The organism is Liquorilactobacillus cacaonum DSM 21116 (assembly GCF_001436735.1).
GTDB lineage: Bacteria > Bacillota > Bacilli > Lactobacillales > Lactobacillaceae > Liquorilactobacillus > Liquorilactobacillus cacaonum.
Map to the genome: position 1 here is coordinate 189425 of NZ_AYZE01000005.1, position 15815 is coordinate 205239.

A 15815-nucleotide genomic window follows, 5' to 3' on the forward strand; every position below is an offset into this window, starting at 1 on the left:
AATACATATATTTTCAAAAAAAGAAGGTAGAAATAAATCATGTATGGATATTTAGAAGGTGGTATAAAGGTCGAATTAAGTGATGTTTTGGGAATTCGGGAATGGCGTCAAAATTACCAAAATAATTTAGAGAATCAGTTTCCAAAGAACGTTGTAGTTAGTGTGAAATTAAATATTCCAGGTGAAGTAAAAAATAGTCAAGTTCTGAAAAAAATATTACTAGACGGTTGGATGGAGCTTAAGAGCCAATTTGAAGAACAAAATGAGCAATTGTTATTTTTACGGTTAATACTCGATCGGATAACGGGTCCAGAAGCATTGGCTGTATTAACTGGAACGATTATGGAAATTAAAAAACAAGCAATAAATTTTGAAGAGTCATTTAAGCTTGGCAGACTTTTTGATGTTGATGTGATGAGTAAGGATGATAAGGGTTATCAATTGTCAAGGACACAATTGGGGTTTGAACCACGTAAATGTTTGGTTTGTAATAATAATGCAAAGTACTGTGTAAAGGAACAAAAGCACTCAATTGAAGAAGTCCAAATGGCGATATCTTCTTATATAAAAAAAAGTGAACAAAGAGAAGAAATTAAATTTGATTTGTCGCAAATGGCTGTTAGTGCGCTTTTGTATGAAGTTGTGACAACTCCTAAGCCTGGATTGGTAGACCCTGCAAGTAGTGGTTCTCATCAAGATATGGATGTTTTTACTTTTATTGAAAGTGCGCAAGCATTGCATCCATATTTTGTTGCTGCACAAAAAATTGGGAATGAATTTCTTGGTGATAATTTGTCACAAATGTTTAATGAATTGCGTCGTGTTGGCGTTATTGCAGAAAAACGGATGTATCTTGCAACAAATGGCATTAATACACATAAGGGAGCTATTTTTTCTTTAGGGATTCTCGTCTGTGCAACGGCTTATTTGCAGAAAAATGAAACTTTTAGTAGAAAAGAACTAGCTAATACAATTATTAAAATGGTCAGAAATTTATTAGAAGACGATTTTCAATATTTGAAACAAAAACCTAGTGAGCAATTGAGTGCAGGAGAGATACAGTACTTAAAGTATAAAAAAACTGGAATTCGTGGAGAAGCTGTTGCGGGGTATCCTGCTGTTTTAAAGGTTGGGCTTCCATTTTTACAAAAAACAACAGGAAGTTTGAATCAGCGTTTAGTAGATACATTAATGTATATTGCAGCAAATGTGTCTGATTCAAATTTGATTAAACGAGCTGGAACTGTTGAAGTGGTGGACGAAATAAAAAAATGGTCAAAAGCTTATTTTAAAAAAGGTGGTAGTAAGACTGTAGCAGGAATTAACTATTTAAAAGAACTGGATCAACTTTTTATACAACGAAATTTGAGTCTAGGTGGCTCAGCTGATTTGTTAATTCTGACCGTATTTTTAGGTAAAGTAGAGGGGATTATTTAATGTTATTTCGAACTAGTGATAATGTATCTATTATTGTTAACGATGAAGGTTCAGGAAAGACAGTTGTATTATTATCAGGGTATTCTGGTATTAAAGAAGAGTGGAAATATCAGAAAAAATTTTTGTTAGATTGCGGATACCGCGTGATTACAATGGATTGGCGTAATCATGGAGAATCAATGAGAACCCATAAGAATTTGAGAATTTATCGATTAGCCGCAGACGTTGCTGAAATAATTGATCATTTGATGATAAATGATGCTATCTTTGTAGGACATTCAATGGGAGCAAGCGTAATATGGGCATATGTTTCCTTATTTGGTGAAAAGAAAATTGATCGTGTGATTACAATTGATCAGTCACCTAAGCTAATTAATGACAAAAACTGGGAATATGGGATTAAAGACGTTTATTGGGAAAACTTTTGGATAAATGCACCATTATCAATTAGGAGACATATGAATGCACTTAAGTTAAACACAGAATTTGTGGAATTTTTAAAGCAAAAACGTGCAGAGCATCCATTTGATTATGAACTTAATCAGGATTTATTGGTTAATCATATGGAACAAGATTGGCGGGACGTTATCGCCACAATTCGAAAGCCACAAATATTTGTGGCAGGTGCGTGCTCACCTTTATGGTCAAGTGAACATGCATTTTTGTGTCAAAGGCTTGCACAGGATGCTGAAGTTGCCATAGTGGAGAAAGCAGGACATCTTGTTCACATGGAGGCTCCAGAAAAATTTAATCAAATATTGTTGAATTCATTTAAATGAAAATCCATTTTTAATATATGATAAAGCTGATTATTTGGTTGAAGTGAATGGACACAAGACGAGTTTTGATGTTAAAAAGAATCAACTATTAGTTAGACCTTCTTCAAAAGAAAAGGTTAATAACATAAGGGTCACTTTTATAACTCCCGAATTTGTAATAATATTGAGAGTATTGAGTATTATAATCGTGCTAATATTAGTTATTTTATTGGTTATTTAGTGATTCTGTTTTAAAAATTTATTTTAAATTAAATAGGGACTAGGTTGAAATTTACATTTTGACCTAGTCCTTATTCATAGCAATTTTTAATTTTTTGAAATGTACCCTGTTTATCTAATGGGATGCTTAATTATTTGTAAATATTAATCAAACCTTGTGTTCCTTGTGAGCCTAGTCCTTTGACATCAACCATTACTTCATAAAGCCGTTTAGCCTCAGCAGTTGCTTTTAAGTCTAGTCCCATTTTGTCAGCTTCTTCCAAAGCGATACGCAAATCTTTGAGAAAATGTCTTGCAAAAAATCCAGGTGTGAAATCATTTTTTAAGATACGTGGGACATAATTGTTCATACTCCAATTGTTTGCACCGCCAGCAGAAAGTGTTTCAAGAATTTTTTGTTCATCAAGGCCTGCATGTTGTGCGTAAAGTAACATTTCAGTTAAGCCAGTCATTGTTCCAGCAATCATAATCTGATTTGCCATTTTTGCGTGTTGTCCCGCTCCAGCAAAACCAAAAAGATTGGTTGCTTTACTGATTACTTTAAAGATTGGTAAAAGTGATTTGTAAGTTTCTTCTTCTCCACCGGCCATTATTGTCAAGGTAGCATTTTTTGCACCGATATCTCCACCAGAAACGGGGGCATCAATAGCATGGAAGCCATGTTCTTTTGCATATTTCGCAATTTTAACGGCTAAACTTGGACGACTTGTTGTCATGTCAACAACAATCCCTTCTTTTTCTAAACCATTAAAAATCCCATTTTTACCAAAATAAACTTCTTCAACATCTGAGGGGAAGCCAACCATTGTAAAAACAACTTCGCTATTTTGCGCAACTTTAGTTGGAGTATCAGCCCATGATGCTCCAGCAGCAACTAGAGTATCTGCTTTACTTTTAGTTCGGTTATAAACTGTCAGTTCATGACCTGCATCCATTAAGTGACCCGCAATAGCTGCACCCATAACACCTGTTCCAATGAATCCAATTTTCATAATTTATCATCCTTTCACTTGCTTTAGTAATTTTTCATAGTAATTTGATAATTCCAACGCCAATAATCATTACGATAATTCCAATAATTTGGCTGGCTTGAATAGGATGTTTTGGCGATTGGAATAAACCAAAATGATCGACTAGGAGACTTCCAATAATCATTCCGATTAATACAATTACTGTTACAACCCCAGTTCCTAACTGAGGGACTAGGAAAGAATTCCCAGTAACAAAAATTGCACCAAGTAATCCGCCACTCCAATTCCACCATACAATATTTTTATTACCTAAATTCTTCAAAGATTTTAAATCCTTAAAAAGAACAATTATCCATAGAAAGATTGTTCCTATTAAAAAAGAGAAGAAGGCAGCATTGACTGATGATTTAAGTATAACACATAAATGACCGTTGATTGCAGTTTGTGTTGCACTAAATGCACCTGTAATTACTCCAAATACACACCAACTAAGTAACGAAAGAGGTGACTCGTTATTTTTGGAAGCTAGAGTTAACTTGTCTTTATGAAGCATTTTGGGAAGAGCAACTGCGATTATTACACCAAAGAAAACTAAAGTTGCTCCACAGATTCGAAGTAGTGATAGATGATGTTGGGTGGAGGAAAATAGTCCAAAATTGTCGATTATCATACTCATCAGAATTTGACCTAGTATAGGCATTATGACAGTTTGAACACCACCGATATGAGGAAAGAGAAGAATGTTTCCAGTTAAAAAAACAATTCCAAGAATTCCGCCTAACCAAATCCAAATGGGTTGTTGTAAGAATAACGTAGAACTTGGTATTAAAATTCCGTGAGTCGCAATGACAAGAACTCCTAAAAAGATTGTCCCCACACTAAAAGAAATAGTTGATGCTAAAAATGGTGAAACGACACGTTCACGAAAACGTGAATTGATTGCGGTTTGTAATGGTAAGAAGATACCGATAAAAACGCCAATAGCAAAAAGATACATTTTCCAAAACCTCACTTAAAAAAATAATCGATTCATATAGTTGGTACTAATACTATGTTAGCAGATAAAAAGTAAGTATCAAGATTAATAGTGGTTTATTATCAGGAAACTGTTTTAATAAAGACTAATCGATTAAATTCTATTTTGCAGAAAACATTGCAGATTTATTGTGTATTGTAGGTTAAAGTATAAAATACGATTTATATTGAAATTAGGGATTATGTCAAATTCGTATTCTGACATAATCCCTAATATTATATGATTTTAAAATTTAATTATTTGCTTGTTAGTTTGCCGACTTTAATGAAATTACGTTGAATCCAGAAAGAACAGATTAATGCCAATAAATCAATAGTAATAAATGTTATTAGTGTGATGGAATAGCTATGAAGAACTTGATGAGTGAGAGATAACAATAATGGACCGACAATACCGGCAATGGCCCATGCAGTCAAAATGTAGCCGTGAATTGCCCCGAGCTCGCTAGTTCCAAAAATATCTCCTAAATATGCTGGTATAACGGAAAAACCAGCTCCGTAACAAGATAAAACTAAACAAAGAGCAACTACAAAAATTAAGGGGGTACTAACTGTTAGCATGATTGAAAGCATAATGACATTGACAATAAAAATCATACTGAAGGTTAGTGGACGTCCAATAAAATCGGAAAGTGTTGCCCAAACTAAGCGACCGAACCCATTAAATAGTCCGATTATGCCAACCATTATTGCAGCGGTGGCTGCCGACATCCCTGTCATTTCTTGAGCCATAGGTGATGCAGCAGATACTAAGCCAATGCCACAAGTAATATTGATAAAAAACATAGCCCATAAAAGCATAAATGATTTCGTTTTAACCGCTTGATTTGCTGTGAGCTCAGGGCCATTTGTAATGCGAATACCATTTTTTTTATTTGCTATATTCTTTGAAAAGTCACTTGGTCTACGAATAAACTGGGCTGCAACAATCATTACAATAAAATAGAAGCCCCCCAAAACATAAAAAGTTTGTTCAAGTCCAAATGAAGACATTAGTTTTTGCGCCACTGGGCCAGTTACCATAGCGGCGAATCCAAATCCCATAATTGCTAGTCCGGTCGCTAAACCACGTTTGTCAGGAAACCATTTTATAATTGTTGAAACAGGAGTTACATAACCTGATCCGAGTCCTAATCCACCAATTACACCGTAGGCAATGTATAAGAGTATCAGTGAATGAATATGAATTGAAAAACCAGTTAGGACAATACCTGTACCATACAAGATACTTGAAATAGTCCCGGTTAGTCTTGGACCGGCTATTTCAACTATTCTTCCCATGAAGGCGGCTGACATTCCTAGAAAGAAAATAGCAATACTAAAAGCACCTGCTACCGAAGATTCATTCCAACCAGTTTGGGTTGCGATGGGTTCGGTAAAAACGCTCCAAGCATAAACTGAACCTATCATTAAATGTAGTATTATCCCTGAAAAGGCAATAACATATCTATTTGTTTTCAAAAAGCATCCCCCTATATACACGAACTATTATTTTTGTTTTTGGCATAATAATATGCCTTTTTTAGTATATCATACTATTTAAACATTAATAAGATAGTTTTTTTGTTTTTTTACGAACTTTGCGTTAGTGAGATTAAATTGTTATACTCTTGGGCTATTTCAATTAACATGTTGAATATATTTATAGAAAAAGGCCGCCAAGAAAATAAATTGGCGGCCTTTTTGCTAAGCAATGTTTTAGTTTAGACTAATTAACATAGAATGTTATTTACAATTTAGTCAATTTTGATTTGATTAGTAGGTAAAACTTTAGTATCAGACTTTGGCAAAATTATTTTTAATACACCATTGTCATAATTGGCTGAAATCTTTGTTTTATCGATATTCGTCAAATGATATTGGCGAGAAAATTTGCCATAGCTTCGTTCGCTAGTAATAATATTCCCATCTTTATCACTTTCATCTGCAAATGAATCTTTTTTAGCTTCGACTGACAGCGTATCGTTGTCATAATAAAGTGAAATGTCCTCTTTAGTAATCCCAGGTACATCAATTTTTACAGTATAGTCTTTACTTGTTTCTTTGATATCAGTCTTAAGACTTTGGTTGAAAGGTTTAAAATTGTCAAAAAAAGAGTGACCTAAATCGCTGAAAAAGTCTGAATCGCCCATCAAATCATTAAATCTATTTGTCAAATTATTTGCCATAATATATGACTTCCTTTCTTTATTCCTCAACTATTATGATACATCTCCTGTCAAAATAATCAACAAAAACGAACTTTTGTTCTTGTTTGATTGTTGACTTTTAAAATTTAATCTGGTAAGCTTAAGATTCTATTATACGGTGAGGCGACTACTTTGGAAGGTAGTCGCCATTTTTTTATTATGAAATTTTAGTATAATTTTATTGATTTTAACTATATTTTAATTTAAAATTAATATCATGTTAACGTTCGTGGTTTAGATGTGATAAAAAGGGGATGTTTTTAATGAAGTTACAGAAAAAAATAAGTTTAGGTGCAGTGATTGCAACGGCTTCATTGATGCTTGTTGCTTGTGGAAGTAGTAGTTCTTCCACAGGATCATCGAGTTCAAAGCAAGTTATTAATTGGAATGAAGCTTCCGAATTGCCTTCAATGGATATTTCAAAGGCAACGGATACAATCAGTTTTGATATGTTGAATAATACTAACGAAGGATTATATCGTCTTGGAAAAAATAGCAAGATTGAACCAGGGATTGCCAAGTCGACTAAGATTTCTAATGGCGGAATGACGTATACTTTTACATTGCGTAAAGATGCAAAATGGAGCAATGGGGATAAACTTACAGCCAATGATTTTGTTTACTCATGGCAAAGAACAGTTGATCCTAAGACGGCATCAGAATATGCATATTTGTTTAGTGGAATTAAAAATGCAGATGCTATTTCTGCCGGTAAAAAACCAGTCAGTACGCTTGGAATTAAAGCAGAAGGCAATTATAAGTTAGTTGTTACTCTGGAGAAGAAAGTTCCGTATTTTAAATTGTTAATGGGATTCCCATCATTCTTCCCTCAAAATAAGAGCGTAGTCGAAAAATATGGTAGTAAGTATGGAACAGCTTCAAAATACATGGTCTACAGTGGACCATTTAAGATGGTTGGTTGGACAGGATCTAACTTGAATTGGACCTTGAAGAAAAATAATAGTTATTGGGACAAGAAAGATGTTAAACTTTCAGCGATTAACTTCAAAGTAAATAAGAGTACAACTACGAGTTATAACCTGTATCAAAGTGGAAAGCTTGATGAAACACTTCTAGGTTCAGAGCAAGCAAAACAATTGTCGAGTTCAAAGGAATATACACCTCGTAGTGGGGCACGGATTAATTATCTCGAATTTAATCAGACACAAAAGGTTTTCCAAAACAAGAAAATTAGACAAGCAATATCTTTGGCAATCAATCGTAGCCAGTTGGTTAAAAAGGTATTAGGAGATGGCTCGCTTGTTGCACCTGGGATTGTTTCAAAGGGGCTTGCCTCATACCATGGTAAGGACTTTACGCAAGATGCTAAGTCATATGATGCTATTAAATCTGATAAAGCTGAAGCAAAGAAGTTATGGGCAGAAGGTTTGAAAGAACTTGGGACGAACAGTGTTCAATTTACTTTATTAGCAGATGATACTGATGCAGCAAAAGATGTTTCTGCTTATATTCAAAGTCAACTTGAAGAGACTTTGTCAGGTATCAAAGTTTCTGTGAACAATGTTCCATTTAAGACACGTTTAAGTAAGTCAGAAAATGGTCAGTTTGATGTAGTTCTTTCTGGTTGGGGTGCTGATTTCTCAGATCCAATTACATTCTTAGATTTATTTACGTCAGACAATTCGTATAACAATGGGAAATGGAAGAATTCTGAATATGACTCTTTAATTTCTGCTTCTAAAAATGCGGATGCTGGGTCAGTTTCAAAGCGTTGGAATGATATGGTAGAAGCTTCTGAAGTTCTTATGAAGGATCAAGGAGTTGTTCCTTTATATCAACAATCACAGGCTACTTTGGTTAAATCCAAAGTTAAAGGTGTAATCTATAATTCTGCAGGTGTTAACTTTAACTTTAAAGATGCATATGTAAAATAAATAGAACTTTAATTCTAATTGCACTATGTTTCCAAATCTATAATATTACTTAGGAGTGTGACACAAGCTGGCATTTGGCTTGTGCATACTCCTTTTTAGTAGCACAGAAAAGGTATTAAAATCAAGTGATAATAAAATTACAGTGTAGCTTCAAACGAAACAGCTTAATGGACAATCCGAATTTTTTTCAGATGTTATTTGGATATATCAAGTGTCAAAATTTGAAACTATATAAGATGAGTGATACACTTTTGATACACAGTAAGAAAGGGGTTACAAACATGACGCGTCGTGAAAAAATATTAGATTATTTAGCGAGTCATGGTACTGGGGTCGGTAATGCAGTTACAACCAGTCAAGTGGCTGAGCGACTTAGTATTTTTAGATCAAATGTTAGTAAGGAGTTAAATTTACTTGTACGCAAAGGGATAGTCAATAAGCAAGCAGGAAGACCAGTAAGATACTGGATGAATACTAATGAAAAAAATAAAGACTCAGATTTAGAGGTAAAGCATCCAAAAGAAACATTTTCTCATCCAGTTGAAAGGGATTTTTCGACGACAACTCCTAAAATAGTTGCTTTTGATGAAATGATTGGAAATCATGACAGTTTAAGAAATCAAGTTGAACAAGCTAAAGCAGCATTATTGTATCCTCCGCGAGGATTGAACACGCTAATTATAGGACCTACTGGATCAGGGAAAACATATTTTGCAAATACAATGTATCGTTTTGCAATTAAATCCGAGGTCTTATTAAAGAAAAAATTTATCACATTTAACTGTGCAGATTATGCTCATAATCCGCAGTTGTTGATGTCTCATCTTTTTGGATATGTTAAAGGAGCTTTTACAGGAGCTAACGAAGATAAAGATGGATTGATTCAACAAGCAGATGGAGGGATGCTTTTCTTGGATGAAGTTCATCGATTACCTCCGGAGGGGCAAGAAATGATTTTTTATTTTATGGATCATGGAATATATAGTCGATTGGGCGAAACAGCAAAAGTACATCAAGCGGATGTTAGGCTAGTTTGTGCAACAACAGAAAATCCAGAAAGTTCGTTGTTGCAAACCTTCGTAAGAAGAATTCCAATTATAATTCAACTACCTACATTTGAACAACGAACTGCACGAGAAAAAATCAAACTATTGGAACAGCTACTGACACTTGAAGCAAATAGAATTCAAAGAGATATTTGTTTGAATGAGGATGTGGTTCAGGCTTTAATTGGAAGTGTCACATATGGGAATGTTGGCCAGTTGAAATCTAATGTCCAGCTAGTGTGTGCTCAAGGATTTTTGAATAATATGCAAAATGAAAATGAAATCAGACTGAAGTTTGATCAACTGCCCCCAAATGTCAAAGACGGGTTATCTCACTTGGCTAATGATAGACATGAATTGAGTGAGATAACTAGGTTATTAGAGACGAAAATGATTATAAAGCCATCTGCTCAAAAAGAATATATTGAATCTGATAGTTATGAATTACCATATAATTTATATGAAATTATTGGAGACAAGGCAGCTTTATTGAAAGATGAAGGGTTAGATAAAGGTGCCATAAATAATTTTATTATGACAGATATCAATTTACATCTTAAATCATTTTACAGTAAAAGAAAATTGAATGCAGCAGAGGATCGACTAAACGAAATTGTAGATCAAGAAGTAATTAAATTAACTAAAAAAATACAAAAATTTCTTGTAGAAGAAGAGGCATATCCTGCTCGTGATAATTTTATATATGCGATGAGTTTGCACATCAGTTCGTTTGTAAAACGAGTTCAGTCTGGGAAACCGCTCAGGCAAATATCAAGTGATTTAATATCAATGGTACATGATTATCCAGCGGAATTAGAGGTGGCACAAAAGGTTAAAGTTATAATAGAAGAATCTTACCAGTTCCCAATTCCTGAATCCGAAGTGTATTACATGGCAATCTTGCTTGTTTCTTTGAAATCAGAACCTAAAGCTGGGATGGTAGGAATTGTGGTAGCAGCACATGGAAAAAGCACTGCTTCATCAATGGTACAAGTGGTTACTCAGTTATTGTCAGTCGAAAATATTACGTCTTATGATATGCCATTGGAAATGAGTCCAAAAATTGCATTTGATGGAATTGCGGAAGAAGTAAGGAAAATAAATCAAGGAAATGGTGTGCTTCTTTTAGTTGATATGGGCTCCTTAAGTACTTTTAGCAGTAAATTAACTGAAAAAACACAGGTGGAAGTTCGAACAATTGATATGGTTACAACTGCTATGATTTTGGAAGCAGCTAGAAAGACCGCGCTAATTGATAGTGATTTAACAACGGTTTATCGGGAATTACGTGAATTTGCGGGATATTCTAGGGCAGCAGAAAGAGTAGAAATTAAGAAACAACCGAGTTCAGAAAAAAACTCAAAAAAGGAAAAAGTGATAGTTGCAGTTTGTTCTACTGGAGTAGGCACAGCAAGGAAAATCAAAGAATTACTGGATGAGATATTGATTGACAATTTGATAGATGATATCAAGGTTCTACCAGTCTCTGTTGTGCAGATGAAACAAGAAATGAAAAAAATCAAAAAAAATCAACGAATTGTGGCTACTACAGGGATAATAAATCCAGATATATCTGCTCCTTTTATTCCTTTAAAACAGTTATTGCAAGATGGGGGGAAAAGTCTCATTGAATTAATTGAAAATATGGACCAATCTCAGGGTCAAAAAATTGAATTTGAGTACTCTGATTCAATAACTGAAGAAATGGCGCAAAAATATTTAGAGCAATATTTTACGTTTTTAAATCCAAAAAAAATTACAAACGTTCTTTGGAAGTATTGTGATTTTGTTGACAGACGAGTACAGATGAAACTTACTAATACTTTTAGAATAAGCCTTATTATGCATTTAGCTGGGGCTATTGAGAGAGTTTTAATGGGTTCAAAAATGACAGTTTCAACACAAGAAATAAGCAACATTCAAAAAACACCGATATATAAAGTAATAATAAAAGCAAATGAGATGTTGCAAGAAATACTGGATATCAAACTAGGCGAAAATGAAACATATTATGTGGTACAACTCTTTAATACAGAACTCAAAAAATGATACACAAGGAATGACACACTATTTTTAGTGTGTCATTCCTTGTTTTTTGTTAAAGAAAACGTTTAATTAAAGGTAAAATTAGATGATACACAAATATGGCACGAAACTTGCTTATTAATTGAGTGTAGGGATCATTGATAACTACAAACTATATTAAGTAATATATTGCAAATAATGAACTGGAGATAATTGTCAATGGAAATTCGCCTTTTAAGGATTGATAGCCGCTTACTTCACGGGCAAGTAACTACGAACTGGGCAAAAGTGACAAAAGTCAACAGAATACTAGTAGTATCTGATAGTGTTGCGCAAGATAGAATTCGGTTGACCTTATTAGTACAGGCTAGCCCACCGGGAATAAAAGTCAATGTTGTTACCATTGAAAAAATGATTAGAATTTATCATGATATTCGTTTTAACGGGATAAAAGTGATGATTCTGGTGGAAGAACCTGTGGATGCAAAAAGATTAATTGAAGGAGGCATTAAGGTAGATTCCGTAAATATTGGAGCCATTAGTTTTGATAAAACTAAAGTAATGGTCAGTGATGCGGTTGCTGTAAATACCAATGATATTTCCGCATTTGGTTGGATTCATAATAAAGGGATTAAGTTGGATGTTCGAAAAGTTTCGGGTGATAATTCAAAGGACTTGTGGCATTCTCTTTTGGAAAAAAAATTAGTCTAAATTGATGCTTTATATTACTTAATATGGTGACCATCGTTGTTTTTTGTTCAACTTTGCAGTACAAGCAAAAGAAAAAATATAGGAGGTATAAAACATGGTAGGAATTATTCTTGCGAGCCACGGTGGGTTTGCAGAAGGCATTTTCCAGTCTGGTTCGATGATTTTTGGAGAACAAGAAAATGTTAAGGCTGTTACGCTAATGCCTAATGAAGGCCCGGATGATGTTAGAAGAAAGATGGAAGAAGCTGTTTCGTCTTTTGATAATCAAGATGAAGTTCTTTTCTTGATTGATCTATGGGGTGGGACACCCTTTAATCAAGCTAATAATTTGTTGGAAAAGCATAAAGATACATGGGCAATTGTTGCTGGGATGAATCTTCCGATGGTAATCGAAGCATATGCGTCAAGATTATCAATGGAATCTGCACAAGAAATTGCGACTCATATTATTGAAACTGCGAAAGATGGCGTGAAAATTAAACCAGAAGAACTTCAACCGCAAAAAACTAGTGAAAGTGTTGTTGTTAAATCTAATGTAGGTGGTCGTCCAGGAAAATTTGAGTATGTTTTAGCTCGAATTGATTCAAGGCTGTTACATGGGCAGGTTGCTACAGCATGGAGTAAGACGGTAAACCCTACGAGGATAATAGTAGTTTCTGATAATGTAGCAAGAGATGAGTTGCGTACAAAGATGATTACACAAGCAGCTCCGAATGGAGTGAAAGCCCATGTGGTGCCTATTGCTCAAATGATTAAGTTAGCAAAGGATGATCAACATTTTGGTGGCCAAAAAGCATTATTACTTTTCGAAACTCCACAAGATGCACTCAAAGCTATTGAGGGAGGGGTGCCACTAGAAACATTGAATATAGGATCTATGGCACATTCTGCTGGAAAAGTTCAACCAAATAAAGTTTTAGCATTTAATCAAGATGATATAGACACATATAAGAAACTTGAGGAAAAAGGAATAAAATTTGACGTTAGAAAAGTACCAAGCGATGGTAAAGAAAACATGGATGGTATTTTGAGGAAAGCTCAAGAAATGTTAAATGAAAAAAATAGAAAGTGAATGGAGGGTTAAATTATGAGTTTGAATCTGATTCAAGTTATTTTAGTTATTTTCGTTGCATTCTTGGCAGGTGTGGAAGGTATTCTGGATGAATTTCATTTTCATCAACCAGTTATTGCATGTACATTGATTGGTTTGGTTACAGGACAGTTAATACCATGTGTAATTTTAGGTGGTAGCTTGCAAATGATTGCCTTAGGGTGGTCAAATATCGGTGCGGCAGTCGCTCCAGATGCGGCATTAGCTTCGATTGCTTCTGCAATTATTTTAGTATTAGGAGGACAAGGACGAGAAGGAATTTCTTCTGCCATTGCCATTGCAATTCCTTTAGCTGTAGCTGGATTACTATTAACAATTATTGCTCGTACTATTTCAACTGGTATCGTTCATCTTATGGATAGTGCTGCTAAAGAAGGTAGTTTTAGAAAAATTGAACTTTGGCAAATCGCGGGTATTTGTTTGCAAGGACTAAGAATTGCAATTCCTGCAGCTTTGATTCTTGCTCTTGGTGCCGGCCCAGTGAAAGCATTGTTGAGTGCAATGCCTGATTGGTTGACTGGCGGTTTAGCTATTGGTGGAGGAATGGTTGTTGCTGTTGGGTATGCAATGGTTATTAATATGATGGCAAGCCGAGAAGTTTGGCCATTCTTTATATTAGGATTTGTTTTGGCTGCAGTTACTGAAATTACGCTTATTGGTCTTGGTGCTATTGGCGTTTCATTAGCCCTTATTTATTTGACTTTATCAAAAAAGGGTGGAAATGGCAACGGAGGCAGCAGTTCTAATACTGGTGATCCTGTTGGTGATTTAATAGATAAGTATTAGTGAAGGAGGAAAGAATAATGGCTAATCAAGTTAAATTAAGTAAAAGAGATCGAATTAATGTTTGGTGGCGATCAACATTTCTTCAAGGTTCTTGGAACTATGAGAGAATGCAAAATGGTGGTTGGGCTTTTACATTGATCCCAGCGCTCAAGCGACTTTACAAAACTAAAGAAGATAGGTCAGCAGCTTTAACTAGACATTTGGAATTTTTTAACACTCATCCATATGTTGCATCACCAATTATTGGTGTTACTATGGCATTAGAGGAAGAAAGAGCAAATGGAACACCTATTGATGATGTTACAATTCAAGGTGTTAAAGTTGGTATGATGGGCCCACTTGCTGGTGTAGGTGATCCAGTATTTTGGTACACGGTTAAGCCGATTATTGGTGCATTAGCAGCATCTTTAGCAATTAGTGGAAGTATTGTAGGACCGATATTATATTTTGTTGTTTGGAATGCAATAAGAATGAGCTTTATGTGGTATACACAGGAAATGGGTTATAAGGCTGGTTCTAAAATCACAGAGGACTTATCTGGCGGTATTTTACAAGATATAACAAAGGGCGCATCAATTTTAGGTATGTTTATACTAGCAGCACTTATAGAAAGATGGGTTAATGTTGATTTTAGTCCTGTAAAGGTTTCAAGCATAAAACAAAGTGCAGGTGCATATATTGATTGGAGTAAGCTTCCATCCGGTGCAGCGGGCATTAAAGAAGCTTTGATTCAGCAAAGTTCAGGACTTTCGTTAACCGAGTATAAAGTAACTACTTTACAAGATAATTTAAATCAGTTAATTCCAGGTCTTGCTGCTTTGTTGATTACGTTCTTATGTATGTGGTTATTAAAAAAGAACGTTTCACCTATTATTATTATATTAGGGCTTTTCGTATTTGGTGTTGTGATGCATGTTTTAGGCGTAATGTAATTATAGATATAAAACGATAAGTGGTGGGGAGCTAGTCGATGATACTTGACTTGGCTCCTTTTGTTTAATTGAGAAAATAGCGACTATATAAGAGATTATTATGATTTAATTTTTAAAAAGTGTTATACAATTAGCTTGGATAATTTGATGATAGGGGATAAAAAATGGTTAAATCAATTAATACTAAAGTAGATTTAGTTATCGATGGTAATTCGCATATGGGTATGACCGATTATGGAAAAATAATGATAGGTGATAAAGGATTTGAATTCTATAATAGTAGGAATGTAAAAAACTTTATTCAGATTCCTTGGGAAGAAGTGGATTTTGTTATTGTTTCAGTCCTGTTTAAGGGAAATTGGATTCCACGATATGCTATAAAAACCAAAAAGAATGGGTTATTTACTTTTTCTTCAAAGGAACCAAAAAAGGTTTTACGAGTTATCAGAAAATACGTAGATGCTGACAGAATAGTTAAGTCCTTAACTTTTTTTCAGGTTTTAAAAAGAAATATAAAGGTTATTTTTGACAGAAAAAATAAAAATAGTTAAAAGAACGTTGACAATGAATTGAATGATGTGTATAGTTATATTCGTTGCTTATTCAGAAACGTTGCACATGAAAAAACAAATTTTAAAAAGTGTTTGACATTTCAGAATTGCGATGGTATTATATAAAA

13 protein-coding genes are annotated in these 15815 nt (G+C 34.4%); 9 read left to right on the forward strand and 4 right to left on the reverse strand.

Annotated elements, in window-relative coordinates; translation table 11 throughout:
• Positions 1-39: 39 nt before the first annotated feature.
• Together citG and FC80_RS01350 are read left to right on the forward strand one after the other, a co-directional pair.
• Entirely contained in the window at positions 40-1437 is a 1398-nt protein-coding gene (citG, locus tag FC80_RS01345; RefSeq protein ID WP_057828353.1) for a triphosphoribosyl-dephospho-CoA synthase CitG, read from the forward strand.
• Positions 1437-2216, forward strand: a complete 780-nt coding sequence (locus FC80_RS01350; protein ID WP_057828354.1) for an alpha/beta fold hydrolase — start codon at positions 1437-1439, stop codon at positions 2214-2216. The genes citG and FC80_RS01350 overlap by 1 nt, the downstream gene beginning before the upstream one ends.
• Positions 2217-2566: 350 nt before the next feature.
• Here the strand turns inward: FC80_RS01350 and FC80_RS01355 are convergent, their stop codons facing one another.
• The 4 genes from FC80_RS01355 to FC80_RS01370 all read right to left on the reverse strand — a co-directional run bounded on the left by FC80_RS01355 (position 2567) and on the right by FC80_RS01370 (position 6609).
• Positions 2567-3427, reverse strand: coding sequence for an NAD(P)-dependent oxidoreductase (locus FC80_RS01355; RefSeq protein ID WP_057828355.1), 861 nt, complete (start codon positions 3425-3427; stop codon positions 2567-2569).
• 34 nt (positions 3428-3461) lie between these two features.
• On the reverse strand, positions 3462-4403 hold the full coding sequence (locus FC80_RS01360) for a DMT family transporter (protein ID WP_057828356.1): 942 nt from the start codon (positions 4401-4403) through the stop codon (positions 3462-3464).
• Positions 4404-4678: 275 nt separating this feature from the next.
• Positions 4679-5902, reverse strand: coding sequence for an L-lactate MFS transporter (locus FC80_RS01365; RefSeq protein ID WP_057828357.1), 1224 nt, complete (start codon positions 5900-5902; stop codon positions 4679-4681).
• A 275-nt stretch (positions 5903-6177) separates the two neighbouring features.
• The gene (locus tag FC80_RS01370; RefSeq protein ID WP_057828358.1) at positions 6178-6609 is read right to left on the reverse strand and encodes an Hsp20/alpha crystallin family protein; all 432 of its coding nucleotides are present in this window, start codon (positions 6607-6609) and stop codon (positions 6178-6180) included.
• Between the two features lie 284 nt (positions 6610-6893).
• Here FC80_RS01370 and FC80_RS01375 point away from each other — a divergent pair, with 284 nt between their 5' ends.
• From FC80_RS01375 to FC80_RS01405, 7 genes are all read left to right on the forward strand, one after another.
• Positions 6894-8525: a peptide ABC transporter substrate-binding protein gene (locus FC80_RS01375; protein ID WP_057828359.1), complete on the forward strand. Its 1632-nt coding sequence runs from the start codon at positions 6894-6896 to the stop codon at positions 8523-8525.
• Between the two features lie 281 nt (positions 8526-8806).
• Complete coding sequence (locus tag FC80_RS01380) at positions 8807-11620, forward strand: sigma-54-dependent transcriptional regulator (protein ID WP_057828360.1); 2814 nt, start codon at positions 8807-8809, stop codon at positions 11618-11620.
• Between the two features lie 195 nt (positions 11621-11815).
• Positions 11816-12307: a PTS sugar transporter subunit IIB gene (locus tag FC80_RS01385; RefSeq protein WP_057828361.1), complete on the forward strand. Its 492-nt coding sequence runs from the start codon at positions 11816-11818 to the stop codon at positions 12305-12307.
• Positions 12308-12401: 94 nt separating this feature from the next.
• Positions 12402-13379: a mannose/fructose/sorbose PTS transporter subunit IIA gene (locus FC80_RS01390; protein ID WP_057828362.1), complete on the forward strand. Its 978-nt coding sequence runs from the start codon at positions 12402-12404 to the stop codon at positions 13377-13379.
• Positions 13380-13394: 15 nt separating this feature from the next.
• Positions 13395-14204 (forward strand): PTS mannose/fructose/sorbose transporter subunit IIC, encoded by an 810-nt coding sequence (locus tag FC80_RS01395; protein ID WP_057828363.1) that lies wholly within the window; start codon positions 13395-13397, stop codon positions 14202-14204.
• 17 nt (positions 14205-14221) lie between these two features.
• Positions 14222-15136 (forward strand): PTS system mannose/fructose/sorbose family transporter subunit IID, encoded by a 915-nt coding sequence (locus FC80_RS01400; protein ID WP_057828364.1) that lies wholly within the window; start codon positions 14222-14224, stop codon positions 15134-15136.
• 164 nt (positions 15137-15300) lie between these two features.
• Positions 15301-15687: a DUF956 family protein gene (locus FC80_RS01405; protein WP_057828365.1), complete on the forward strand. Its 387-nt coding sequence runs from the start codon at positions 15301-15303 to the stop codon at positions 15685-15687.
• Positions 15688-15815: the final 128 nt, after the last annotated feature.

What these genes read in the sequence shown, in the direction of transcription:
- FC80_RS01385 (WP_057828361.1), top strand. Translation starts at nt 11,816, where the DNA reads ATGGAAATTCGCCTTTTAAGGATTGATAGCCGCTTACTTCACGGGCAA.
- FC80_RS01380 (WP_057828360.1), top strand. Translation starts at nt 8,807, where the DNA reads ATGACGCGTCGTGAAAAAATATTAGATTATTTAGCGAGTCATGGTACT.
- FC80_RS01350 (WP_057828354.1), top strand. Translation starts at nt 1,437, where the DNA reads ATGTTATTTCGAACTAGTGATAATGTATCTATTATTGTTAACGATGAA.
- FC80_RS01355 (WP_057828355.1), bottom strand. Translation starts at nt 3,427, where the DNA reads ATGAAAATTGGATTCATTGGAACAGGTGTTATGGGTGCAGCTATTGCG.
- FC80_RS01400 (WP_057828364.1), top strand. Translation starts at nt 14,222, where the DNA reads ATGGCTAATCAAGTTAAATTAAGTAAAAGAGATCGAATTAATGTTTGG.
- FC80_RS01360 (WP_057828356.1), bottom strand. Translation starts at nt 4,403, where the DNA reads ATGTATCTTTTTGCTATTGGCGTTTTTATCGGTATCTTCTTACCATTA.
- FC80_RS01375 (WP_057828359.1), top strand. Translation starts at nt 6,894, where the DNA reads ATGAAGTTACAGAAAAAAATAAGTTTAGGTGCAGTGATTGCAACGGCT.
- FC80_RS01390 (WP_057828362.1), top strand. Translation starts at nt 12,402, where the DNA reads ATGGTAGGAATTATTCTTGCGAGCCACGGTGGGTTTGCAGAAGGCATT.
- FC80_RS01405 (WP_057828365.1), top strand. Translation starts at nt 15,301, where the DNA reads ATGGTTAAATCAATTAATACTAAAGTAGATTTAGTTATCGATGGTAAT.
- citG (WP_057828353.1), top strand. Translation starts at nt 40, where the DNA reads ATGTATGGATATTTAGAAGGTGGTATAAAGGTCGAATTAAGTGATGTT.
- FC80_RS01395 (WP_057828363.1), top strand. Translation starts at nt 13,395, where the DNA reads ATGAGTTTGAATCTGATTCAAGTTATTTTAGTTATTTTCGTTGCATTC.
- FC80_RS01370 (WP_057828358.1), bottom strand. Translation starts at nt 6,609, where the DNA reads ATGGCAAATAATTTGACAAATAGATTTAATGATTTGATGGGCGATTCA.